The following is a 20,621-nucleotide window of genomic DNA, read 5'->3' on the forward strand; positions in this document are numbered from 1 at the left end:
GCTCACTGTCTGTCGAAATAGACACGAACGTGTGCACCGATACGCGGCACACGAACGCGTGTGGTAACGGTGCGCGGCGGGGCGATGGGTGTAGCAACGATGGGCGGTGAGGCAGCGGTCGTCCACGCTCGCGGCGGACGCGTCACTCCTCGGGTATCGCCGACTCGTCGACGAAGACGACGACTTCGTCGCTCCAGAGGCGGAACAGATGTCTGTGTTCGGTGTACCCCGGCAACTGCTCGCGGAGGTTGTCGGCCTCCCACTCGTAGGCGACGACGACGGGCGGCGGGTTCTGTAGCTCCGTTCCGTTCTCGCTGGGCTCGGTGCTCGTCACGTTCGCGTCGACGCGTTCGAGATACCACGGCAGCGGCAGGCGGCTGTGCCACGCCGGGCCGCCGGGCGGCATCCGTTCGAGACTCTCCTCGTTCTCGACGTACAGCAGCGTCTCGTCGGTCGTCGGGTGGTAGCTGCCGTAGAACAGCACGTCGACGCCTTCGTTCGTCTCGGCGATTCGTCCGACCGTCTGCATCGTCGCCTTCAGATCGTTGTCGGGTTGCGCCCACTGGAGCACCTCCTTGTCCTCCTGACTGGTGCTGTCGATGTAGGCGGCGTTCGCCCCGACGACGCCCGACAGCGCCGCGACGACGACGATGGCGGCGAGTCCGACGCTGACGGTGTCGCGGGCGACGACGGAGGCGCGCGTCTCCCGATAGAGGTAGGCGATGCCGACGCTCGCGGGGAACGCCAGCGGGACGACGACGTGGACGGCGGCCCACGGGGCCTCGATGTCGGTGGCGATGGGGTAGCCGACGAGGCTGGCGACGCCCCAGTAGAGGCCGAACGCGACGAGCCACCGGCGGCCGCGGCGGCCGCGCCCTCCGCCGTCGCCCCCGCCGTCGACCTGTGCGCTACGACTGCCGTACCCGTCGACGGCGAGGCCGACGACGGCGAAGACGAGCGTGAGCCCCGCGCCGTAGACGAGCGTCTCCGAGAGACCGTAGAAGAACGGTAGGTACGGGTGGTCCTGGTGGTCGCCCGATCCCCAACTGTCGTAGAACGACTCGGCCGCGCCGACCGTCGCCTCGTCGAGCACGCCGGGCAGCGCCGCCGGATTGCCGAGCGCCTGCCCGAGCTCCGGGCGCGGCGCGTAGAAGAACGCCACGATGGCGAGGAACACGAGGAGCGCGCCGACGACGTTTACGGCGAGGACGCCCGCGCCGTACTCGAACGTGTTCCACCGGCTCGTCAGCCTTCGCTTGGCCCACGCCGGTCGCGAACGGAGGTAGCTCCCGACGGAGTCGCCACGAGCGGCGAGTTCGACGAGCCGGTGGTCGAACACCAGCACCGCCGCCCCGAGGTAGCACGCGATGTAGAGAATCGCGTTTCCTTTCGTCGTGAACGCGAGTCCCATCGACACAGCCGCGAAGTACAGATAGCGGAGTCTGCCGGTGTCGACGGCGCGGACGACGAAGCCGAGCGCGAACACGGAGAACACGGCGACGAGCACGTCGTTTCGCATGAACCGCGAGTAGTAGACGAGGAGGGGGTTGGCCGCGAGGACGAGCGCGAGGCCGACGACCTCGGTGTCGTCGAGGTGCTCGCGGAACAGCCACGCCGCCAGCGGGAAGAGGCCGCCGACGACGGCGACGACGAGGCGGGCGGAGAAGTCCGAGACGCCGACGAGCGTGAACACCCAGTCGTTGACGACGGGGATGAACGGGCCGTGGATGATGGGGCGGTAGAAGAACTCGCCGTTCTCGTGGTAGCGCAGCGCCCAGTAGCCGACTCTGCCTTCGTCCCAGTGCATGATTCGCGCGCCGAGGCCGACGACGCGTGCGAGGAGGGCGAGGGCGGTGACGGAGAGGACCGCGTAGAGCGTCCGAGCGCCGGCCAGTAGCGGCTCCGGCGTCGCCGTCTCCGATTCCGAACGGCTGACGGCGTTCGTCGGTGCCGACGCACCGACCCCGTCGTCGCTAGTCATACCTCGCCTCTCGCACACGGGGCATAACAACTCTTGTGTTCGTCGCCAGACCGACCGGCCCCCGAGCGGCCACCGACCGGTCCGACGAATCGAGTCGACGAACCGAGTCGACGAATCGGGCCGATAAACCGAGTCGACGAATCGGGTCGATAAACCGAGCCGATAAACCGAGTCGACGAACCGTGTCGACCGCCGCAATCGCGGCGGCTAACGGTAGGTCTTTGGGCCGGCCTCTCCACCTCACTCGTATGGTCACACTCGGACTGGTGGCGGCGAGGTTCAACTCGTCGGTCACCGAGGAGATGGAGGCGACCGCCCGCGACGCGGCCGAAGCGCGCGGCGCGACGGTCGCCGAGACGGTCCACGTGCCGGGCGCGTACGACGCCCCGCTGGCGGCGGACCGACTCGCTCGCCGCGACGACGTCGACGCCGTCGCCGTCGTCGGCGCGATCGTCACCGGCGACACCGACCACGACCGGGTCATCGCCGACGCGACGGCGCAGGGGCTCACGCAGGTGAGCCTCGACCGCGACGTACCCGTCACCTTCGGCGTCAGCGGTCCGGGTATGAGCGGCGCCGAAGCGCGCGAACGCGTCGGCAAGGGAGCCGACGCCGTCGACGCCGCACTCGACCTACTGGAGGAACTTCCATGAGCTACGAATTCGATTTCTCTGACCGTGTCGGCCGTGTCGAACCGAGCGCGACGCTCGCCATCAGCAACCTCGCGGGCAAACTCGAAGCCGACGGCGTCGACGTCGTCGACCTCTCGGTCGGCGAACCCGACTTCCCGACGCCCGAGAACGTCGTTCAGGCGGGACAGGACGCGATGGCCGCCGGACACACCGGCTACACCTCCTCGAACGGCATCACCGAACTCCGCGAGGCTATCGCCGAGAAACTCCGCGGCGACGGCATCGACGCCGAAGCCGGGGAGATAATCGTCACGCCCGGCGGCAAGCAGGCGCTGTACGAGACGATACAGACCGTCGTCGACGACGGCGACGAGGTCGTCCTCCTCGACCCGGCGTGGGTCTCCTACGAGGCGATGGTCAAGTTGGCCGGCGGCGACCTCTCACGCGTCGACCTTTCGCCGCACGAGTTCCAACTCGAACCGGCGCTCGACGAACTTGCGGACGCTGTCTCCGACGATACTGAGCTCTTGGTCGTCAACTCCCCGAGCAACCCCACGGGGGCCGTCTACTCCGACGCGGCGCTCGAAGGCGTCCGCGACCTCGCGGTCGACCACGACTTCGCGGTCATCTCCGACGAGATATACGAGCAAATCACGTACGGCGTCGAACACACGAGTCTCGCCACCTTGGAGGGGATGGAAGACCGGACCATCACCATCAACGGCTTCTCGAAGGCGTACTCGATGACCGGGTGGCGTCTCGGCTACCTCCACGCGCCCGAAGAACTCGTCTCCGAGGCAGGAAAGCTACACAGCCACTCGGTCTCGTGTGCGGTGAACTTCGTCCAGCACGCGGGCGTCGAAGCCATCACGAACACCGAGACGGCGGTCGACCAGATGGTGCAGGCGTTCGAGGAGCGCCGCGACATGCTCGTCGAGATGTTCGACGAACGCGGCGTCGACGTTTCCGTCCCCGACGGCGCGTTCTACATGATGATTCCCGTCGCTGACGACGACCAGCAGTGGTGCGAGGACGCGATTCAGGAGGCGCACGTCGCCACCGTTCCCGGCAGCGCCTTCGGCGCACCCGGTTACGCTCGCATCTCCTACGCGGCGAGCAAGGAGCGACTACAGGAAGCCGTCGAGCGGTTGGACGACGGCGGGATACTGTAGAAGCGCGCTCGACGGCGACTCTCCGTCGTTGCGACACTCGAACGATCGACTCGACTTGTCCGGTGCAGAGCGCGAACGAGCAGTGGCGGTTCTCGATTTCGACGACTCGTAGAACGACAGCACGGACGAATCGGGGTCAGTCGCCACTCGGAGATTCGGCCGCGTCGACGGCAATCGTGCCGTCGGTCGTAATCCGGACTCGGTGACCGTCGTAGTCGAAGACGAGGCGACCGTCGGTGTCGCGGGGGCGACCATCGGCGCGATTTCGAAAGAGGTTGTCGAGGGCGTCGGGGTCGACGGAGTCCGCGAGAACCGGCAGTTCGGTCGGTTCCGAGTTCGTCAACGCGGCTACTGCCTTGACGAGCTCTCCACTTACTGAGTCTGTCTGCCAGTCGAACGTGTGTCGGTAGGCGGTTGTCGATGCACATTGCTGGTCGTCGCCGTTCGGCGTATGCTGATTGGTCATAGGCAAAGCGGCGCGAGTCTGGACTGCGTGATACGCTCCATATGGGTGTAACTAACGACGCAAACGGTGAGGTCACTGTCCTACTCGTGGTCGATCGAGACAATGGACGTACAGTGCGTACTTTCTCACTCGTTCGGTAGATGCTCGATAGGGAAAAGGGAGGTTTTGACCCAGTTAATCACACACAAAAACAACAGCTTCCGTTCACTTCCAGATGTCGATTTCGCAACGAGTCTGGAACTCAAACGTGCCCGTTCGACGCGAGTCCAACGTCCGGGATGCGAAAAAGCGGGCCCGCGAGAGAGGAGTCCTCTCGATTCCGCACGACAGTTCTGTTACGCTCTGAGGGCTCCTGCCCCAGTAGAGTTCTCTTTCGAGAAGCCACCACCCGTCTCGCTACGCGTCAGCGACTTCTCCGGTCGGCGTCGACGCCGTGGCACGTCTGCCCGCCACCAACCCGCCTATGCTCCCGAACACCAGCGGATACACCAGACCGAGGAACACGGACGGAAGCCCGGCGGGTGACGCGACGGTCCGCGCGTCCGCCGCGCCGACGGTGAAGACGAACGCCCCGAGAAGAAACAGCGGGAAGTAGCCGGCGACGACGCTCGCCCCGGCGTTTCGCGCGCCGTTCTCGCCGGGCGTTTCGCTCGTCCGAACGACGACGTAGCCCGCCGCGAGGAGCAACAGCGGTGGCAGCAGATACAGCGCGTACAGCGGTCCGCCGAGCGTCGCCAGAAGCGAACGGTTCGTCAACCCGCCGAGTCCGTTGACGGCGTCGGCGATGGGGACGCTCGTCGGGACGAGATGGGCGTTGTAGAACAGCCAACCGGAGGTGATCCACGACGCGGGGTCGACACCCAAAATCTCGCCGAGCGGGGCGGCGTCCGTCGTCTCACCAGCGACTTCGACGGCGGCGACCGCACCAGCGTATCCGGCGGTCGCAACGAGCGCCACCGCGTAACCGACCGCGTACACGACTGCACCGACCGAGGCGGAGCGGCGCAGCGGGAGGTGTGTGACGGGCATTGCTTCGACGACAAACCCGGCGAACATAGATGTTTCCCCCGAGTTGACACGAACGGCCGTCGACCGATGCGACGTTCCAAGTCACCACACTCTCGCTCCGCGGCGTACCTTTTTACCCGAAGCCGGAGACAGAGAGTGACAATGCGAGTCCGGGACCTGCCGCTATCCGACGAGTTGGTCGCCCACTACGAAGCGCAGGGTATCGACGAACTCTACCCGCCGCAGGCGGCCGCGGTGGAGGCGGGCGTCTGCGACGGCGGCGGCGTCGTCGCCGCGATTCCGACTGCGTCAGGAAAGACGTTCATCGCCGAACTGGCGATGCTCACCGCCGACGGTCCCGGCCTCTACGTCGTCCCGCTGCGGGCGCTGGCCCGCGAGAAGTACGAGGCGTTCGCCGAACTTCCGGGAGTCGAGGCGGGCATCTCCACCGGCGACTTCGACTCGCCCGGCGAGGAGCTCGCCGACTACGACGTCGTCGTCGCCACGAGCGAGAAAGTCGATTCGGCGATTCGAAACGGCGCGTCGTGGGTCGAACGACTCGCCTGCGTCGTCGTCGACGAGGTCCATCTGTTGGGCGCGGAGGGCCGGGGCCCGACGCTGGAAGTGACGCTGGCGACGCTCCAGCGCCGCGCTCCGGGCCTGCAGATCGTCGCGCTGTCGGCCACCGTCGACAACCCCGAGGACATCGCCGACTGGCTGGACGCCGAACTCGTCCGGAACCGGTGGCGGCCCATCGACCTCAGAACCGGCGTCTACTGCGAGGAGGAGGCGAGATTCGACGACGGAACGAACCTCACCGTCGACTGCGACGCGGGGGAACTGCCGCCGAGCGCCGACGCCGACACCGAAGCGACCGCGGCCTTGGTCGCCGGCGCCGTCGACGACGGCGGGCAGGCGCTCGCGTTCGTCCGGTCGCGCCGCGAAGCCGAGTCGCTCGCGCGGCGACTCGCGCAGGACGGATTGGGGTCGGCCTCCGGCGTCGCCGACGCCGTGCTCGACGCGGGCGCGACGGAGACGGGCGAGCGGCTCGCCGACGCGCTCGACTCGGGGGTCGCGTTCCACCACGCGGGCCTGCGGAGCGACCACCGCGTCGCCGTCGAGAACGGCTTTCGGAGCCGCGAGATATCGGTCATCTGCGCGACGCCGACGCTCGCCGCCGGGGTGAACGTCCCCGCGCGGCGCGTGGTCATCCGCGACCAGAAGCGGTACACGGGTTCGGAGATGGCGTGGCTACCGGTGCTCGAAGTTCACCAGATGTGCGGGCGGGCGGGCCGCCCGCATCTCGACCCCTACGGCGAGGCCGTCCTCGTCGGCGACGAGAACACCCGCGACGAGTTGCGGACGCGGTACGTGGAGGCGGAGCCCGAAGCGGTGGAGTCGAAGCTCGCCGACCGCGAGGCGCTGCGGACGCACGTGCTGTCGGTCGTCGCAAGCGAGTTCGCCGACTCGCGCGAGAGCATCCTCGACCTCCTCGGCGCGACGTTTTACGCGCACCAGACGCCCGACATGGACCTCTCGGGCGTCGTCGACGCGGTCATCTCGGATCTCGTGGCGATGGAGATGATCGCGGACGAAGAGACGCTCGCAGCGACGGAGCTCGGCGCACAGGTGTCGCGGCAGTACCTCTCGCCGGAGACCGGCGCGCGAATCGTCTCGGGGCTTCGCACCGCCGCCGGGATGGAGACGACGACGGAGCTGACGGCGTTGGAAATCGTCTGCGACACGCCCGACATGCACGGGACGTACCTCGGCAACCGCGAGCGGGCGGCGATGTACCAGTACGCGACGAAACACGCCGCCGAGTTCACGACGAAGATGGGCGAGACCGAGAACTTCGAGCGGTGGCTGGAGGCGGTGAAGACGGCGCGCATCCTCCACGACTGGGCCGAGGACGTGCCCGCCCGCGACATCGTCGACGCCTACCGGATCGGTCCCGGCGACCTCGAATCGCGAATCGAACGCGCCGAGTGGTTGCTGGGCGGCGCGGACGCGCTCTCGAACGTCGTCGGCGTCTCGATGCCCGAACTCTCGTCGGTGCGGGCGCGTCTGTAGGGCGGGTGAGTTCACGCTCCCGGAGATTCGGAACTCGTTTCGCCGTCGTCGAGGTCGGTGTTCGGCCCGACTGCTTCGAGCCACCATCCTGCACGATTCCCAGGTGGTGGGAACGAGATGCCGGTTATATGCAAACTCCGGTTGTTGGTACAACTGTAAGGTGAAGACGATGACCCAAACGACCCAAAACACGTTCCAGAGCAGTATCGGCGGCTACACCGTGACCGGTGAAGCCCACAGCCTCAGCGCCTGGTTCGTCCTCGCGCTCCGCCTCATGATGGGTGTCGCGTTCGCGTGGGCGGGCGTCGAGAAACTCGTCGTCCCCTTCGACGCGGGCGGCTACCTGACGAACGTGGCCGCGACGAACGGCAACCCGCTGGCGGGGCTGTTCGCGTGGATGGGCAGCACGCCGTGGTTCGTCGACTTCGTCAACGTCGCCGTCCCGTGGGGCGAACTCCTCATCGGCCTCGGACTCATCTTCGGGGTGATGACCCGCCTCGCGGCGTTCTTCGGCGCGCTCATGATGCTCATGTTCTACTTCGGGAACTGGAGCATCGAACACGGCGTCATCAACGGCGATTTCGCCTACGCGCTCGTGTTCCTCGCCGTCGCAGCGTTCGGCGCTGGCCGCATCCTCGGCCTCGACGCCTACATCGAGCAGTACGAGGTCGACGGGCAACCGCTCATCGAGAAGTACCCGAAGCTCGACTACGTCCTCGGCTGAGCGGACCGCTGGACGAACCCAGCGCCGACGTTCCCGCTCTCCTCTCGTTACTCCGGCCGCGACGGGTCGTTTCGCTCGTACGCGCCCGATTTCCGTAACCCGCCTACTCGCCGGAGAACCGGCGGCGTTCGACAGATCCCCGGTTCGCCGGTCGCTTGCGGCACCGCGCAGTTGTTGCAGCTCTCGCAGACGACGCGAGTCTCTCTCGTCGCGCCGTCGAGCAACCGCGCGGGTAACTCGGGTTCGGCGTAGAACGGCCGCGCCATCCCCACCGCGTCGCAGTCGCGGCCCAGCAGTCGGTCCATCTGTCCCCGCTCTCGAATCCCGCCCTCGGCGAGTACCGGCACGTCCACTCGCTCTCGTACCGCGCGACAGAGTTCGGCGTTCCACGCCGGTTCGAAGTCGTACGCGAGCGACTCCACCCAGTTGCCGAGTTCGACGAGCGCCGCTCGCGTCCGACCGCCGAACGCCTCGGCGTATCCCTCTCGGTATCTTTCGTCGCGCCACGCTCGCGTCGGAAACTCGCCGCGGACGATACTCATATCCCAGAACACCGAGGCGTTCACCGGAACGAGCGCGTCGTAGCCCATCTCGTCCAGTCGCTCGCAGATTCGGACGGCGTCGACCGCGGAGAGCCGATTACGGACGAACGGCGGCGCTTCCGTCTCCGCGGGTACTTTCGTCATGAGGGGCACGTCGCCCGCCCTCTCGCGGATCTCGTCGTGAACGAGTTCGAGAAAGCGCACGCCGTCCTCGAACTCGTCGCTCCGGCGGTTGTAGAACGGCGAGAGGAACTGCTGGACGATGCCCATGTTCGCCCCGGCGAGGTGGATGGCATCGTAGCCGGCGTCGACGGCGTACGCCGCCGACCGGCCGAAGTCAGCCGCCAACTCGTACACGTCGTCGGTCGAGAGCACGCGCGCATCGTAGCTGAGAAAGCCGAGTGCGTCGAGCAACCGAAGCGGCCACGGCGGCCGCGAGACGGCCAGTTGTTGCAGTCCGGGGTTGGCGGCGCGGTAGCCCGCGTGCCACGTCTCCATGCTCCGCAGGCCGCCGTGTTCCAGTTGGATGGCGATGGTACTCCCGTGGGCGTGAACGGCGTCGGTGAGTTCCGAGAGTTCGGCCACGAAATCGGGGTCGTGGACGCGCGTCATCCCCGGGGCGGCGCAGCCGCCCTCGCCGCGGACGATGGTCGCGCCCTGACACACCAGCCCCGCCCCCGACGCGGCGGCGGGTTCGAGGTCAGAAACGAGTGTCTCGACGGCGTCGTCCTCGTTGCCGGCGCACTCCAGGAGCGGCGCTCGATAGAGGCGGTTGGGGAGGGTGAGGCCGCCGATGTCGAGCGGGTCTTCCAGCCGCGGCATGACTCACCGTTCCTCGGGAGGCGGCAAAACGCTGTGGTCGACGGTGAGCGCCGTCCGCCTGCTCGGCGATGCTTCAGACCGTCGGTCGCTCGTCCGAGGCGACACTGCTCCGTCGCCTCGGGCGACTCGGGATTTCGTATCGCGGTCTTTGGTTTCTGTCGCAGAACTGTCGTCAGTGGTCGACTACCCCCACGCCCGATAGACGAGGAGACCGGCGGCGAGAAAGAACGCCGGGAAGCGGTACCCCGAGCGTAGCCGTCAGTGAGTCACTCGCCGAGTCACTCCGACGCCGGGTCGTGCCGCTCGTACCAGTCGAGAATCTCCGAAATCCGGTGAATCGCGCGGTCGGGGTCGCCGACGTTGTGGTGCTCGCCCGGGTAGAGGACGAACTTCGCGTCGACGCCCTGCTTCTTCGCGCTGACGTACAACTGCTCGGACTGCGACGGCGGACAGCGCCAGTCCTCCTCGCCCGCCATCACGAGAAGCGGGGTCGAGAGCTCGCCGACGTCGAGGATGCTGGAGGAGGCGTCGAGCGACTCGCCGGCCTCCCACGGGACGCCGTACTCCGTCTCGGTCCAGATGTGGCTGTCGTCGGTGCCGTAGGCCGAGCGGAGGTCGTAGAGGCCGTGCTCGGGTGCGGCGGCCGTGAGCAGATCGGTCTGCGTGACGAGGAAGCCCTGCGCGATGCCGCCGTAGGAGAAGCCGTGGCCGAAGACGCGCTCGGGGTCGGCGTAGCCGCGGTCGACCATCTCCTCGATGCCGGCGGCGATGTCCTCTACCTCGACGGTGCCCCAACGCCCGCGGAGCGTCTCGGCGAACTGCCGGCCGTAGGAGGAGCCGCCGCGGTAGTTGGGCCGGAACACGACGTACCCGCGGGAGGTGAACGCCGCGTGTGTGAAGCGGAACTCGGGTTCGTCGTAGGAGATGGGGCCGCCGTGGATGGCGACGACTAAGGGGTGTTCCTCGGGATTCTCGAAGTCGAACTCGGGTGGCGCGTAGACGATTCCCTCTATCTCCCACCCACCGGGAGACTCCGTCTCCCGAGCGTCCGAGCGTCGCTCGGACACATCCGAGTCGTACGTCACCCGCCGAACCTGCGGCATCTCGTACTCCTCGGTGAACGCGCCGTTGACCCGCGAGAGGCGGGTGAACGACGCCGGTTCGGTCTCGTACTCCGCGCCGAGGTCGGCCACGTCGAGCGCGAACAGGTCCTGTCCATCACTCGGGTGCGAGAGCAGGAACCCCGCGGCGTCGCCGCCGACGTCGAATCCTTTCACCGCGCGGTCGTCTCCCTGCGTCTCGAAGACGCGCTCGACGGTTCCGTCGGTGCCGACGCGAACCGGTCGCGTCTTGCCCTCGTCGCCGACGAGGACGTACAGCGTCTCGTCGCCGGCCCACTGCGGACTCGCACCGCGGGCCAACGTCCGGTCGAGCTCGGTGGTGAGCGACTCGTACTCGTCGCCGTCGTGGACGAACAGCTGCGTGGGAACGTACCAGTTCTTGGGGTCGCTGCCGACGAAGGCGAGCGAGTCGCCGTCGGGCGACCATGTCGGCGAGTTGACAGCGAGATCCGAGTCGGTCCACCGTTCGAGATTCCCGCCGTCGGGGTCGACGGCGTACACGTCCCGAACCATCGTGTCGTCGGGGTTGTCGAGGCGGCAGGAGGTGAACGCGATTCGGCCGCTCGGCCCCCACGCGGGGTTCATCCCCGTCAGGGGCTCGAACGCGCCGCCGCCGTAGGCGTCGTCGAGTCGCTCGCTGTCGCCGGACTCCGCGTCGACGACGAACAGGTACGTCGTCACCGAGTCCAGATACCCGACGCCGTCGGCTTTGTGCTGGAGGCGCTCGGTCTCGACCGGGCCGCCGTCGCGGCGGCGTTCGAGGTACTCCCGTTCCTCCTCGGTGGGGTCGCGCGCGGAGACGACGAGGCGGTCGCCGTCGGGCGACCAGTCGAACTCGCGGACGCCCTCGTCGAACTCGGTCACCTGTCGGGCGTCGCCGCCGAGCGAGAGGTCGAACAGCCACACTTGGGATTTGGGTTCGTCACCGTTGTCGCCGTTGTTACCGTTGCTGCCGTTGTCGTCGGCGTCGCTCTCCGTCTCCCCGTCTTCCTCGTCCTCGTCGCGTTCCTGCCAGCCGACGCGTCGCTCGGTGTCTTCCTCGCGCGCGGCGACGAAGGCGAGTCGCCGGCCGTCGGGACCCCACTTCGGCTGACTGCCGCCGGGGACGCGGGTCAGTCGGTGCGGCGCTCGGCTCCCGTCGGTCGGGACGACGAAAAGCGAGGTGAGTCGTTTCTCCTCCGCTTGGTCGGACTCGGCGGTGACGAAGGCGAGTCGCTCGCCGTCCGGCGAGACGTCGAACGCCGTCGAAATCTGAGTGAAGTCGTAGAAGGATTCGAGTGGGATGGGCTCGCTCATCGGTCGTATCTCTCCGGGGTCCCCGAAATACGTTGGCCAATCGGCACGTCGCGTGCGACGGGTGTCTCGGGTGAGTTTCGATATAGATTTCTGGATAGATATCCAGATAGCTATCTGGATATCTATCTATGCCTCAATCTACTTGTACGTGCGTCCGGCGGGCCACCCGTCCGTCCCGCCGGCCGGTTCGACGGCCGAATCACTCCGAACCGCTCATACCGTTCGCCCCGCATCGGCGACCATGGAAGCAGTCGACGCCGACGACCTGGCCGCGGTGGCCGAGCAGGCGGTGCGCGCCGGCGGGGAGTTTCTCCGCGACGAGTTCCGAAACGGCACCGTCGACGGCGAGTTCGGCACCGACGACGTGAAGGCGGCCGCCGACCGCGCCGCCGAAGCGCGGGTCGTCTCCGTGATTCGCGAATCGTTCCCCGACCACGCCCTCCACACCGAGGAGGCCGGACGCTCCGGGTCGGGCCGCTACGAGTGGGTCGTCGACCCGTTGGACGGGACGAACAACTTCGCCGCCGGACTGCCGATGTTCGCCTCCGCCGTCGCCGTCGTCGACGACGGAGAACCCGTCGTCTCGGCCATCTACGAACCGCTCCCCGAGTCGCTGTATCTCGCCCGCCGGGGCCGCGGCGCGACGGTGAACGGCGAACCGATTCGACTCGGCGGCGGGAGCGACCTGCCGCTCGAACACGGCACCGTCTCGTTCGTCCTCGGCCTCCCGGCAGTTCGGGACGCTGCGTTACGTGAACGGGGCGAGGAGATAATCGACGCGCTTGACGGTGTCTGCAAGCGGGTGCTGGAGACGTGGTCGCCCTGCGTCGACTGGGGCCTGTTGGCGACGGGCCGAATCGAGGGGCTCGTCTCGTTCCACCCGGACGTGTACGAACAGTACGCGGGCTCGCTGCTGGCGGCCGAGGCGGGCGTCGAGTCGGTCGAATCCGAGCGCACGTACGTCGCGGCGGGCGACCAGGAGACGCTCGAAGCGCTCGTCGGGGCGCTCCCGCCGGCGGTACGACCGAAACTGGAGTGACGGGGCTGGGTCGTCCGCCTTTTGTCCGCCGAGCGCGTATCGTCGGCGCATGGTTCGGTCACGGACGCTGACGGCGCTTCTCGGACTCGCCGGCAGCCTCCTCGTCAGCGCACTGCTGTGGTGGTACTTCGACAGTCTCGTCTTCTTCCTGTTTCTGCCGTTCGTCCCGTTTCTGTTCCGCGGCGCGACGGCCGCGGGAGCGACCCGGCGGTGTCAGACCTGCGGTTTTCGAACGGACGACGAGGCCTACGAGTACTGTCCGCGGGACGGCACGGAACTCGAGTAGCGACGCGAACCGAGAAGGCGAAAACGGAGGGGACGGGAACCGGTCGACGGCTGCTCAGCCGCGGACGCGTCGGTACAGGAGCACTGCTGCGCCGACGAGCGGCAAGCCGAACACGAGTAGATACGGGGTGGCGTAGGCGATGCCGACCACGAGTGCGCGGAGCGTGACGCCGACGCCGCTGACGGATTCGAGAAACGCCGCCAGTACGCCGGTGTCGTACCACGCGGCGCGGTCGTAGAGGCCCTCGGGCCGCGGCTCTTCGAGGTAGACCGTGAGCGTGGAGTACGCGACCCGCTGTTCGAGCGACTGGAGTCTCCCTTCGAGGCGCTCTATCTCCGTCTGGACGTCCGAGAGTTCGCGCTGGACGGCCAGCACGTCCTGGGTCTCGTTGGCCTGCTGGTAGAGTTCGCGGAGGCGGTCGCGCTCGGCCCGGAGGTTCTCCAACCGCGCTTCGAGGTCGACGACCTGGTCGGTCACGTCCTCGGTCGTCGTCTCCTCGAACTCGACGGTCCCCTCGGTTCTGGCGGCGTCGACCATCGAGGAGTAGTTCTCCTGCGGGACGCGGAGGACGATACGGCCCTCGGACCACGTCTCGTTACCCTCGCCGCGGTTCGAGACGCTCGTGTCGCTGACGTACCCGCCGCGGGCTTCGACGGCCGCGGTGAGGTTGTCGCGGGCCGTCTCGAACTCGTCGACCTCCATCCGGAGTTCGCCGGTGCGGATTAGCTCGCGCCGCTGGGCGAACTGGGCGTCGCTGTCGGCGTTCGCCGTCTCGCCTTCGGCGGCCGCGTCGTTCGCCGACCCGCCGTCGCCGCCGCCGGCCGACGTGACGAGGTCGGTGCTCTGGCCGCCGGCGTCACCGCCGCTGCTGGCCGAACACCCCGCCGTCACCAACAGGAGTGCGACCGCCAGCGTCGCAATCGTTCGGGAACTGATACGCATGGCGAACAGATACGGGCAGCATTTAAAGAAACTTCCCAAGGGACAAACAGGTGTTTGACCTACCGCCCTCCTCTCGCGGTCGGACGCGGAGGCGGCGGGCCGTAGCAGACGTTTCGGGCGGTGGACTGCGACCCCCTCGAAACACCGTTACATGTTAGCACAGAAGGATGTATAGGTCTATAGAGCGGTAATTATTTCAATTCGACCGGTGGCCGATATTTTTATCTCGGTGGCAGGCGTCCGTGAGGGCGATGAGACGAGAGCGCGTGAGCGGCGAATATCCTTCTTCTGACGGGGGCGTGCGTATCGAACTGTCGGCGCGGACCGGGCGGTCGCGGCCCGACCGGCGGATGGCGTTCGGCACCCACACAGAGGACGTCGGGCGATGACCGAGCGGGCCCCGACGCTCGACGCCGTCGGGCACACGGTTCGAGACGCCCGCCAGATCGTTCGCAAAGAGCGTCGTCGGACCGTCGACGAGCGCGAGGCGTTTCGCGCGTTCGGCGACCGACTGGCGCAGATACAGCCGGCGAGCGCCGGCCGCACGGTTCCGGCGACCGTCAGAGGTAGCGGCGTCGGCGAGGGCGGACCGAACGCGACGCGGCGCGTCCTGAACGCCTATCAACGGACGGTGATGGCCGTGCCGCACTACGAGAGCGAGTACGGCGACACCGTGGGACGAAGCATCGTCGAGGAGTTCGGCACCGGCGTCGGCGGCGCGCTCGTCTCGACGGACGGACTGACGCCGGAACTGCAGCGCGTCGTCGCGGAGGCGGCGAAGGAGGCGGCGGCCGACCGCGAGTCGTTCGTCGCCTTGCTCGACGAGGAGGCCGAGTCGCTGGGGACGGTACTCGACGGTATCGACGCCGTCGTCGAACGACTCCGCTCGCTCGACGACCGCCCGCTCCCCGAGCGGTCGTTCGACGACCTCCACGACCTCAGAGAACGCGTTTCGGCGCTCGAACGACGGGCGGGGTCGCTCCACGCCGAGCGCCAGTCGAAGATCCGGAGCCATCGCCAGCGACTCGGCGTCACCGACGTCGACCTCCCCACGTTTCTCTATCACGACCGGCCGTACACGTACCCGGCGTTGTCGGCGGTGACGACGCTCGTCGACGCGGTTCGACGCGCCCGCCGCCGCGTCGAGCGACGGCTGGCCGCGACGGCCTGACCCCGACGGGTACCGGGATTTATACTCGCTCCCTCGAAACGACCGGCGATGAGCGGCTTCCGGCCGACGGCAGCGTCGGCGAGACGACGACGGGACGACGAGGTCGAGCGAGCGAAGAGCGAACCGCACCTCCGAGGGGACGGGGTGCGTCGTCGATGATGCGACTCCACCCCCGCGTGCGACTGCTGTGGTCGCTGCGGGCGGTCGTCGCCGCCACCGTCGTCGGCGCGCTCGCCGCCGTGCTTGACCGATTCGTCCTCGAGCAGGGGCTCTGGCTTCCGGTCGCCGTCTTTCTCGCCGTGCTGTTCTTCGGAGTCACCGTCGCCCTCCTCCGGTACCGCTACTGGCGCTACGAGGTCCGCGACGACTCGCTGTATCTGGAGCGCGGCGTGTTCACTCGCGTCCGAACGGTCGTCCCGTTCGTCCGCATCCAGCACGTCGACTCCTCGCGGTCGCCCGTCGAACGCCTCGCCGGACTGGCGACGACGGTCGTCTACACCGCCGGGTCGCGCGGCGCGGACGTCACCATCCCCGGTCTCTCGGCGTCTGGCTCGGACGACCTCCAAGAGCGTATCAAGCGACTGGCCATCCGCGCCGAGGGTGACGACGCGGTATGAAGCTCTCGCCGCTGTCGATACCGTACCGCGTCGCCCAGAAGGCGGGGAGTCTCCTGTTCTCGCTTCTCATCCTCCTGTTCACGGGGGCGACGGGGCTGCTGGAGGCGTTCGGCGCGGGCGGCCTCCTCGTCGCGCTCGGCCTGCTCTTGGCCCTCGGCTTCGCGCTCGTCGGGTACGAGGTGGCGTACTACCGACGCTACGAGTACGACCTCACCGCCGACACGTTCGACATCCGGTCGGGGGTGTTCTCCCGCCGGACCCGCGAGATTCCGCTCGCCCGGATTCAGAACGTCGACATCCGCCGGAACGTCTTCCAGCGGTTTCTCGACATCGCGGCCGTCGACTTCGAGACCGCGGGCGGCAGCGAGACGGAGGCGGCGATACGGTACGTCAGTTTCGCGGAGGCGAAGCGCCTCCAGCGGGATATCGGCCGCCGAAAGCGAGGCGAGGCCGAGGACGCCGACGGGTCGGCGACCGACGAGACCGACCTCCTGTTCGCGCTCTCGGACCGCGAACTGGCGCTCGTCGGCCTGCTCTCGTTCGACCTCCGGGTACCCGGTGTCGTCGCCTTCCTCGCCTCCAGTTCGGTCCCGATTCTCTCCTCGCTGGTCCCGTCGCTCTCGGAGCTGACCGTGCTCGCCGTCGGCGGCGTCCTTCTGGCCGTCGGTATCCTGCTGTTCTCGTGGCTCGTCGGCGTCGTCGTCGCGGTTCTGAACTACTACGGGTTTCGGCTCTCGCGGACGAGCGACGAACTCCGGTACGAACGCGGCCTCGTCCAGCGCTACGACGGGTCGATTCCGTTCGACAAGGTGCAGACGCTCACCGTCGAGGACAACCCCCTGAAGCGACGGTTCGGCTACGCCACCCTCGCCATCGAGACGGCCGGCTACGCGCCGGGACAGGGCGGCAGCTACGGGTCGGAGGCCGCGGTGCCGCTGGCGCGCGTGGACCGAGTTCTCGCACTGGCTCGGGACATCGACGAGTTCGGCGAGTTCGACTTTCGACGACCCCCGAAACGCATCCGCCGGCGCTACGTCGGCCGGTATCTCATCGCACTCGGCGTCCTTCTCGCGGCGCTGTACGGCGTGAACTACGCGCTCGGCGGCGACTACCCGTGGTTCGTCCCCGCCGTCGTTCTCCCCCTGATTCCGGTCGCCGCGCACTACAAGTGGAAACACCGCGGCTACTGGCTGGACGAACGCCACGTCGTGACGCGGAACGGCTTCTGGAACCGCCAGACGCGGATCGTCCCCTACCACCGCGTACAGACCGTCATCGACACGCGGACCGTCTTCCAGCGCCGCTGGCGGGTCGCCACAATCACTGCCGACACTGCGGGGTCGCGCTCGCTCTCGGCCCGCGACGCTGCCGCCGTCGACATCGACAGAGCGGAGGCGAAGCGGCTCCGCTCGGCGCTGGAAACGCGGTTGCAGGCGGCGCTCGCGGCGCGACGACGCGAGGCAGCCGAAGACCAGAGCGACGACGACGGGAGCGAGAGCGAGACGGCCGGGACCAGCGAGAACCGCGAGAACAGCGAGGCGGTATCCGACGATTCGGCGTACTCTGACGACTCGACGGACGCTGACGAAAGCGAGTCGCCGAACGACGACACCCCCAGTACGACTTGACGCGAAGACGAACTGCGGACTCGTCGTCGCAGCGGGTCGAGACGGACTCAGTCGCCGAGGACGAGTTCGAGTGACGCGAAGGTGACCGCGAACACGACGGCGTACAGCGCGGCGCTGCGCAACCCGGCTCCCGCTCCGACGACGTACATCACCAGACCGCCGCCGACTCCGCCACCCTCGCCGTCGACTCCGCCACCTACGCTGCCGACGAGTCCACGGCGAACCGAACTGTCGTCCATGTGGGGGGAACGAAACCCGCGCGACGTTTGTTCTGCCGGTTCGTCTTCGCTCTCCCCTCGCACGACCGTTCGCGTCGGAACTCGTCGACTCACAGGTCGACGGGGTGCAGAAACGCCTGGAACTCGACGGTCCGCCCGTCGGGGTCGTCGGCGAAAAACTGGTAGATGTCGTATCTCTCGTTCTCGTGTGGTTCCTCGCGGGCGGCGTCGCCGACGGTAGCGTGCATCTCGTCGACCTCTGCGCGCGAGTCGTAAACGAACGTGAGGATGCCGCAGTCGTCGGTCGCGTCGCGGTCGCAGAAGCCGAACAGCATGTTGCCGTGCTTCAACACCGTGCAGTCCGGTTGTTCGAGCCACACCTCCGCGCCGACCGTCTCGGTGTAGAACTCGACGACGCTGTCGTGTCGCTCGGTGCGGAAGAAGACGATTCCGGACATACTCCACGCTCTCGGTCCGAGGAGATAATCGTGCCGTCTCCCCGAAGAAGTCGGAGAAACAAACACTCCTCTCTGGCGGAAAGTACTTGTGTGCAGCCCGGGGACTGGGGATATGAACCGTCGCGGGCTCCTCGCCGGTGCGGCAGCGGGAACGGCAGCGCTGTTCGGCGTCGGCGCGCTCGGCCTCCGGTCGACTGGCGGTCCGGTCGAGACCCGCGAGTTCGAGCGTCGCTCACCCGACGACGACGAACACGCCGCGGAACGACCGTCGGTGACGTTCGAGCCACAGCGGAGCCGAATCCGCGTGACCGGCGCGCTCGTCGTCGGCTCGGGCGCCTGTCTTCGCGCCGCGCTGGCGTCGGCGACGTACGACGCCGAGGGAGGGACGTTCGAGATGGTCGTCGCCGCCGAACGCGACGACAGCATCGACGGCTGTGCCGGCACCGCGACGGCGTCGGACGACACCGTCGTCACCGGCGACACGGACGAAGAAAACGGCTCGTTCTCGGCGAACTGGTCGGCGAACGACTCGAACCCGCAGTCGGTCCCCGAACGCCTGACCGTCGACGGCTACGACGCGGTGTTCGACTTCGAAGACGAACTGCCCGCCGTCGTCGTCGTCACCGAGCGCGACGAGGTGTACGGCGAGCGGACGACCCGCGTCGAGTGGGCGCTCGGCTGATCGTTCTCCTCTCTCGCGTCGATTACGAGTCGCGCGCCTCGTCGACGACGTCGCTGAAGCGGCGCGCCTGCTCGGTGATGGCCTCGAAATCGCCCTCGGCGACGGCGTCGCCGTCGACGAGCGCCGACCCCGCGCCGACGACCATCGCGCCCGCGTCGACGAAGTCGGCGGCGTTGTCGACGTCGACGCCGCCGGTCGGCATCATCGGAATCTGACCGAGCGGCCCCTTCATGCTCTTGAGGTGGCCGGGGCCGAGCGTCGACGCCGGGAACACCTTCACGAAGTCGGAGCCGGCCTCCATCGCCCGAACCGCCTCGGTGGGCGTCATGACGCCCGGCGCGACGACGGCGTTGTAGCGGTTGCACGTCTCGACGACGTCCGGTTCGAAGTTCGGGCCGACGACGAACTCCGCGCCCGCGAGCAGGGTGCTTCGCGCCGTCTCGGCGTCGAGAACGGTGCCCGCGCCCACGATGACCTCGTCGCCGAACGCGCCCGAGACGTCTCGGATCATCTCCATCGCGCCGGGGTTGTCGGCGGTGATTTCGATGGCCGAGACGCCGCCGCGTTCGAGCGCTTCGGCCGTCTGGATGAGCGAGTCGGCGTCCGCGCCGCGCATGACCGCGACGACGCCGCTGTCGACGATGCGTTCGAGATTTCGGTGTCGGTCGCTGGAACTCATTCGTGCGCTACTGCGCCGACGCGAGTAATAAAGGCCGGCACTGCGTCGCGGTTTGCGGGCGCCGACGCTCGGCGGCGGAAAGATAGAGAACGGGGGTCGTTCGTGTTCAGTGCTCGGCGGCGGTCAGTTCCGCTTGGGCGCCGACTGCGGAGGCGTTCGAGGCGTTGCCGGAGTCGTTGCCGGAGCCACCCGAGTCGCTACCGGAGGACTGCTCCTGCAGCCACTGCTCGTATTCGTCCTGCGGGACGACTTTCACCTGGAAGTACATCTGTGAGTGGGCGACGCCGCAGAACTCGGCGCAGTAGCCCTGGTAGACGTTATTCTCGTTCTCCTGGTAGTGGGCCACCGTCTTGATGGTCTGGTTCTGCCCGGGGAACGCGTCTATCTTCAGTCCCATCTCCGGGACGTGGAACGCGTGTATCACGTCGCGCGAAGTGACCTCGAAGTAGATGTCTTGCTCGGCCGGGATGACGACGGGGCTGGCCTCGCTTCCGTCTACGGTGACGTTCTCTTCGGGGTAGGTGAACTCCCAGCCCCACTGGTACGCCTCGGCGTGGACGAGGACGCTGTCGCCCTCGCCGGGCGCCTGTGCGCCGGGCTCTTCGGCGTACGTGACGTTGGGGTTCGCGAGCACGCCGTAGGAGGCGACGCCGACGAACAGCAGGATGATGGCCGTCGCGACGGTCCACGTGATCTCGAGCCGCCGGTTCTCTTTGGTCGGTTGCGGGTCGTCGTTGTTGCGGAACTTGATGACTGTGTAGATGAGGATGACTTCGACCAGAAGCGTGATCGGAATCCCCAGATACAGCAGTTTCCCGTTGAGCTCGTTGATGAGCTCCGCAGTCGCCGACGGCTGAGCCGCCGCCGGGACGGCGACGAGCGCCAGCGCCACTGCGGAGAACAGCGAGACGAGTGCGATGCGCGTACGCTTCATTGCTACTGCGGAGTTGGGAAAGCCGACGTAAATACCTGCTGACTCCCCGTTCGCCCGACGGGACGTCCCTCGAAGGACAGATTTCCGGGTTCGACGTTCGAACCACGAACCTCGGGGGGTTGCACGCCGC

At 67.6% G+C, this 20,621-nt stretch carries 20 protein-coding genes; 10 read left to right on the forward strand and 10 right to left on the reverse strand.

Going from position 1 to position 20,621, the window contains the following annotated elements; all coding sequences use genetic code 11:
• Positions 1–142 precede the first annotated feature (142 nt).
• Positions 143–1,981: a flippase activity-associated protein Agl23 gene (locus FCF25_RS12665; RefSeq protein ID WP_137048937.1), complete on the reverse strand. Its 1,839-nt coding sequence runs from the start codon at positions 1,979–1,981 to the stop codon at positions 143–145.
• A 248-nt stretch (positions 1,982–2,229) separates the two neighbouring features.
• Here FCF25_RS12665 and ribH point away from each other — a divergent pair, with 248 nt between their 5' ends.
• Both ribH and FCF25_RS12675 read left to right on the forward strand, forming a co-directional pair.
• Positions 2,230–2,634: a 6,7-dimethyl-8-ribityllumazine synthase gene (ribH, locus tag FCF25_RS12670; RefSeq protein WP_117591610.1), complete on the forward strand. Its 405-nt coding sequence runs from the start codon at positions 2,230–2,232 to the stop codon at positions 2,632–2,634.
• The gene (locus tag FCF25_RS12675) at positions 2,631–3,785 is read left to right on the forward strand and encodes a pyridoxal phosphate-dependent aminotransferase (RefSeq protein ID WP_137048938.1); all 1,155 of its coding nucleotides are present in this window, start codon (positions 2,631–2,633) and stop codon (positions 3,783–3,785) included. The genes ribH and FCF25_RS12675 overlap by 4 nt, the downstream gene beginning before the upstream one ends.
• A gap of 136 nt (positions 3,786–3,921) precedes the next feature.
• On the opposite strand, the gene FCF25_RS12680 is transcribed toward FCF25_RS12675, so the two are convergent.
• Together FCF25_RS12680 and FCF25_RS12685 are read right to left on the reverse strand one after the other, a co-directional pair.
• Complete coding sequence (locus FCF25_RS12680) at positions 3,922–4,251, reverse strand: HalOD1 output domain-containing protein (protein WP_168191255.1); 330 nt, start codon at positions 4,249–4,251, stop codon at positions 3,922–3,924.
• A gap of 396 nt (positions 4,252–4,647) precedes the next feature.
• On the reverse strand, positions 4,648–5,280 hold the full coding sequence (locus tag FCF25_RS12685) for a hypothetical protein (RefSeq protein WP_117591605.1): 633 nt from the start codon (positions 5,278–5,280) through the stop codon (positions 4,648–4,650).
• Positions 5,281–5,421: 141 nt separating this feature from the next.
• Between FCF25_RS12685 and FCF25_RS12690 the strand changes: the two genes are divergently transcribed.
• Together FCF25_RS12690 and FCF25_RS12695 are read left to right on the forward strand one after the other, a co-directional pair.
• The gene (locus tag FCF25_RS12690; protein WP_137048939.1) at positions 5,422–7,332 is read left to right on the forward strand and encodes a DEAD/DEAH box helicase; all 1,911 of its coding nucleotides are present in this window, start codon (positions 5,422–5,424) and stop codon (positions 7,330–7,332) included.
• Between the two features lie 169 nt (positions 7,333–7,501).
• Positions 7,502–8,056, forward strand: a complete 555-nt coding sequence (locus tag FCF25_RS12695) for a DoxX family protein (RefSeq protein WP_117594045.1) — start codon at positions 7,502–7,504, stop codon at positions 8,054–8,056.
• 47 nt (positions 8,057–8,103) lie between these two features.
• Here the strand turns inward: FCF25_RS12695 and FCF25_RS12700 are convergent, their stop codons facing one another.
• On the reverse strand, positions 8,104–9,420 hold the full coding sequence (locus tag FCF25_RS12700; protein ID WP_137048940.1) for an NADH:flavin oxidoreductase: 1,317 nt from the start codon (positions 9,418–9,420) through the stop codon (positions 8,104–8,106).
• Between the two features lie 278 nt (positions 9,421–9,698).
• Positions 9,699–11,837: a S9 family peptidase gene (locus FCF25_RS12705; protein ID WP_137048941.1), complete on the reverse strand. Its 2,139-nt coding sequence runs from the start codon at positions 11,835–11,837 to the stop codon at positions 9,699–9,701.
• A 241-nt stretch (positions 11,838–12,078) separates the two neighbouring features.
• Here FCF25_RS12705 and FCF25_RS12710 point away from each other — a divergent pair, with 241 nt between their 5' ends.
• Together FCF25_RS12710 and FCF25_RS12715 are read left to right on the forward strand one after the other, a co-directional pair.
• Complete coding sequence (locus FCF25_RS12710) at positions 12,079–12,876, forward strand: inositol monophosphatase family protein (protein ID WP_137048942.1); 798 nt, start codon at positions 12,079–12,081, stop codon at positions 12,874–12,876.
• Between the two features lie 49 nt (positions 12,877–12,925).
• Complete coding sequence (locus tag FCF25_RS12715; RefSeq protein ID WP_137048943.1) at positions 12,926–13,162, forward strand: hypothetical protein; 237 nt, start codon at positions 12,926–12,928, stop codon at positions 13,160–13,162.
• A 54-nt stretch (positions 13,163–13,216) separates the two neighbouring features.
• On the opposite strand, the gene FCF25_RS12720 is transcribed toward FCF25_RS12715, so the two are convergent.
• Positions 13,217–14,104 carry a DUF4349 domain-containing protein gene (locus FCF25_RS12720; protein WP_137048944.1) on the reverse strand — a complete coding sequence of 296 codons (888 nt, stop codon included), beginning with the start codon at positions 14,102–14,104 and terminating at the stop codon, positions 13,217–13,219.
• Between the two features lie 385 nt (positions 14,105–14,489).
• Here FCF25_RS12720 and FCF25_RS12725 point away from each other — a divergent pair, with 385 nt between their 5' ends.
• The 3 genes from FCF25_RS12725 to FCF25_RS12735 all read left to right on the forward strand — a co-directional run bounded on the left by FCF25_RS12725 (position 14,490) and on the right by FCF25_RS12735 (position 17,520).
• A complete protein-coding gene (locus FCF25_RS12725; RefSeq protein WP_117591591.1) occupies positions 14,490–15,275 on the forward strand; it encodes a hypothetical protein in 786 nt (261 codons plus the stop codon).
• A 155-nt stretch (positions 15,276–15,430) separates the two neighbouring features.
• Positions 15,431–15,892: a PH domain-containing protein gene (locus tag FCF25_RS12730; protein WP_137048945.1), complete on the forward strand. Its 462-nt coding sequence runs from the start codon at positions 15,431–15,433 to the stop codon at positions 15,890–15,892.
• A complete protein-coding gene (locus FCF25_RS12735; RefSeq protein WP_137048946.1) occupies positions 15,889–17,520 on the forward strand; it encodes a PH domain-containing protein in 1,632 nt (543 codons plus the stop codon). Before FCF25_RS12730 ends, FCF25_RS12735 begins: the two co-directional genes overlap by 4 nt.
• 47 nt (positions 17,521–17,567) lie before the next feature.
• Here the strand turns inward: FCF25_RS12735 and FCF25_RS12740 are convergent, their stop codons facing one another.
• Both FCF25_RS12740 and FCF25_RS12745 read right to left on the reverse strand, forming a co-directional pair.
• Entirely contained in the window at positions 17,568–17,759 is a 192-nt protein-coding gene (locus FCF25_RS12740) for a hypothetical protein (protein ID WP_137048947.1), read from the reverse strand.
• An 89-nt stretch (positions 17,760–17,848) separates the two neighbouring features.
• On the reverse strand, positions 17,849–18,196 hold the full coding sequence (locus FCF25_RS12745) for a VOC family protein (protein ID WP_137048948.1): 348 nt from the start codon (positions 18,194–18,196) through the stop codon (positions 17,849–17,851).
• A gap of 112 nt (positions 18,197–18,308) precedes the next feature.
• On the opposite strand from FCF25_RS12745, the gene FCF25_RS12750 reads away from it, so the two are divergent.
• Positions 18,309–18,878 (forward strand): hypothetical protein, encoded by a 570-nt coding sequence (locus FCF25_RS12750; protein WP_137048949.1) that lies wholly within the window; start codon positions 18,309–18,311, stop codon positions 18,876–18,878.
• 22 nt (positions 18,879–18,900) lie between these two features.
• On the opposite strand, the gene FCF25_RS12755 is transcribed toward FCF25_RS12750, so the two are convergent.
• Both FCF25_RS12755 and coxB read right to left on the reverse strand, forming a co-directional pair.
• Entirely contained in the window at positions 18,901–19,557 is a 657-nt protein-coding gene (locus tag FCF25_RS12755) for a bifunctional 4-hydroxy-2-oxoglutarate aldolase/2-dehydro-3-deoxy-phosphogluconate aldolase (RefSeq protein ID WP_137048950.1), read from the reverse strand.
• A gap of 106 nt (positions 19,558–19,663) precedes the next feature.
• Positions 19,664–20,491 carry a cytochrome c oxidase subunit II gene (gene coxB / locus FCF25_RS12760; protein ID WP_137048951.1) on the reverse strand — a complete coding sequence of 276 codons (828 nt, stop codon included), beginning with the start codon at positions 20,489–20,491 and terminating at the stop codon, positions 19,664–19,666.
• Positions 20,492–20,621 lie beyond the last annotated feature (130 nt).

The organism is Haloprofundus sp. MHR1 (assembly GCF_005155585.1).
In the GTDB taxonomy this organism is placed as follows: Archaea; Halobacteriota; Halobacteria; order Halobacteriales; family Haloferacaceae; genus Haloprofundus; species Haloprofundus halophilus.

Excerpts from the sequence above, each read along its gene's own strand:
- FCF25_RS12705 (WP_137048941.1), bottom strand. The coding sequence starts at position 11,837 with ATGAGCGAGCCCATCCCACTCGAATCCTTCTACGACTTCACTCAGATT.
- FCF25_RS12685 (WP_117591605.1), bottom strand. The coding sequence starts at position 5,280 with ATGCCCGTCACACACCTCCCGCTGCGCCGCTCCGCCTCGGTCGGTGCA.
- FCF25_RS12750 (WP_137048949.1), top strand. The coding sequence starts at position 18,309 with ATGAACCGTCGCGGGCTCCTCGCCGGTGCGGCAGCGGGAACGGCAGCG.
- FCF25_RS12695 (WP_117594045.1), top strand. The coding sequence starts at position 7,502 with ATGACCCAAACGACCCAAAACACGTTCCAGAGCAGTATCGGCGGCTAC.
- ribH (WP_117591610.1), top strand. The coding sequence starts at position 2,230 with ATGGTCACACTCGGACTGGTGGCGGCGAGGTTCAACTCGTCGGTCACC.
- FCF25_RS12700 (WP_137048940.1), bottom strand. The coding sequence starts at position 9,420 with ATGCCGCGGCTGGAAGACCCGCTCGACATCGGCGGCCTCACCCTCCCC.
- FCF25_RS12725 (WP_117591591.1), top strand. The coding sequence starts at position 14,490 with ATGACCGAGCGGGCCCCGACGCTCGACGCCGTCGGGCACACGGTTCGA.
- coxB (WP_137048951.1), bottom strand. The coding sequence starts at position 20,491 with ATGAAGCGTACGCGCATCGCACTCGTCTCGCTGTTCTCCGCAGTGGCG.
- FCF25_RS12720 (WP_137048944.1), bottom strand. The coding sequence starts at position 14,104 with ATGCGTATCAGTTCCCGAACGATTGCGACGCTGGCGGTCGCACTCCTG.
- FCF25_RS12710 (WP_137048942.1), top strand. The coding sequence starts at position 12,079 with ATGGAAGCAGTCGACGCCGACGACCTGGCCGCGGTGGCCGAGCAGGCG.
- FCF25_RS12665 (WP_137048937.1), bottom strand. The coding sequence starts at position 1,981 with ATGACTAGCGACGACGGGGTCGGTGCGTCGGCACCGACGAACGCCGTC.
- FCF25_RS12730 (WP_137048945.1), top strand. The coding sequence starts at position 15,431 with ATGATGCGACTCCACCCCCGCGTGCGACTGCTGTGGTCGCTGCGGGCG.
- FCF25_RS12755 (WP_137048950.1), bottom strand. The coding sequence starts at position 19,557 with ATGAGTTCCAGCGACCGACACCGAAATCTCGAACGCATCGTCGACAGC.
- FCF25_RS12680 (WP_168191255.1), bottom strand. The coding sequence starts at position 4,251 with ATGACCAATCAGCATACGCCGAACGGCGACGACCAGCAATGTGCATCG.
- FCF25_RS12715 (WP_137048943.1), top strand. The coding sequence starts at position 12,926 with ATGGTTCGGTCACGGACGCTGACGGCGCTTCTCGGACTCGCCGGCAGC.
- FCF25_RS12690 (WP_137048939.1), top strand. The coding sequence starts at position 5,422 with ATGCGAGTCCGGGACCTGCCGCTATCCGACGAGTTGGTCGCCCACTAC.
- FCF25_RS12735 (WP_137048946.1), top strand. The coding sequence starts at position 15,889 with ATGAAGCTCTCGCCGCTGTCGATACCGTACCGCGTCGCCCAGAAGGCG.
- FCF25_RS12745 (WP_137048948.1), bottom strand. The coding sequence starts at position 18,196 with ATGTCCGGAATCGTCTTCTTCCGCACCGAGCGACACGACAGCGTCGTC.
- FCF25_RS12740 (WP_137048947.1), bottom strand. The coding sequence starts at position 17,759 with ATGGACGACAGTTCGGTTCGCCGTGGACTCGTCGGCAGCGTAGGTGGC.
- FCF25_RS12675 (WP_137048938.1), top strand. The coding sequence starts at position 2,631 with ATGAGCTACGAATTCGATTTCTCTGACCGTGTCGGCCGTGTCGAACCG.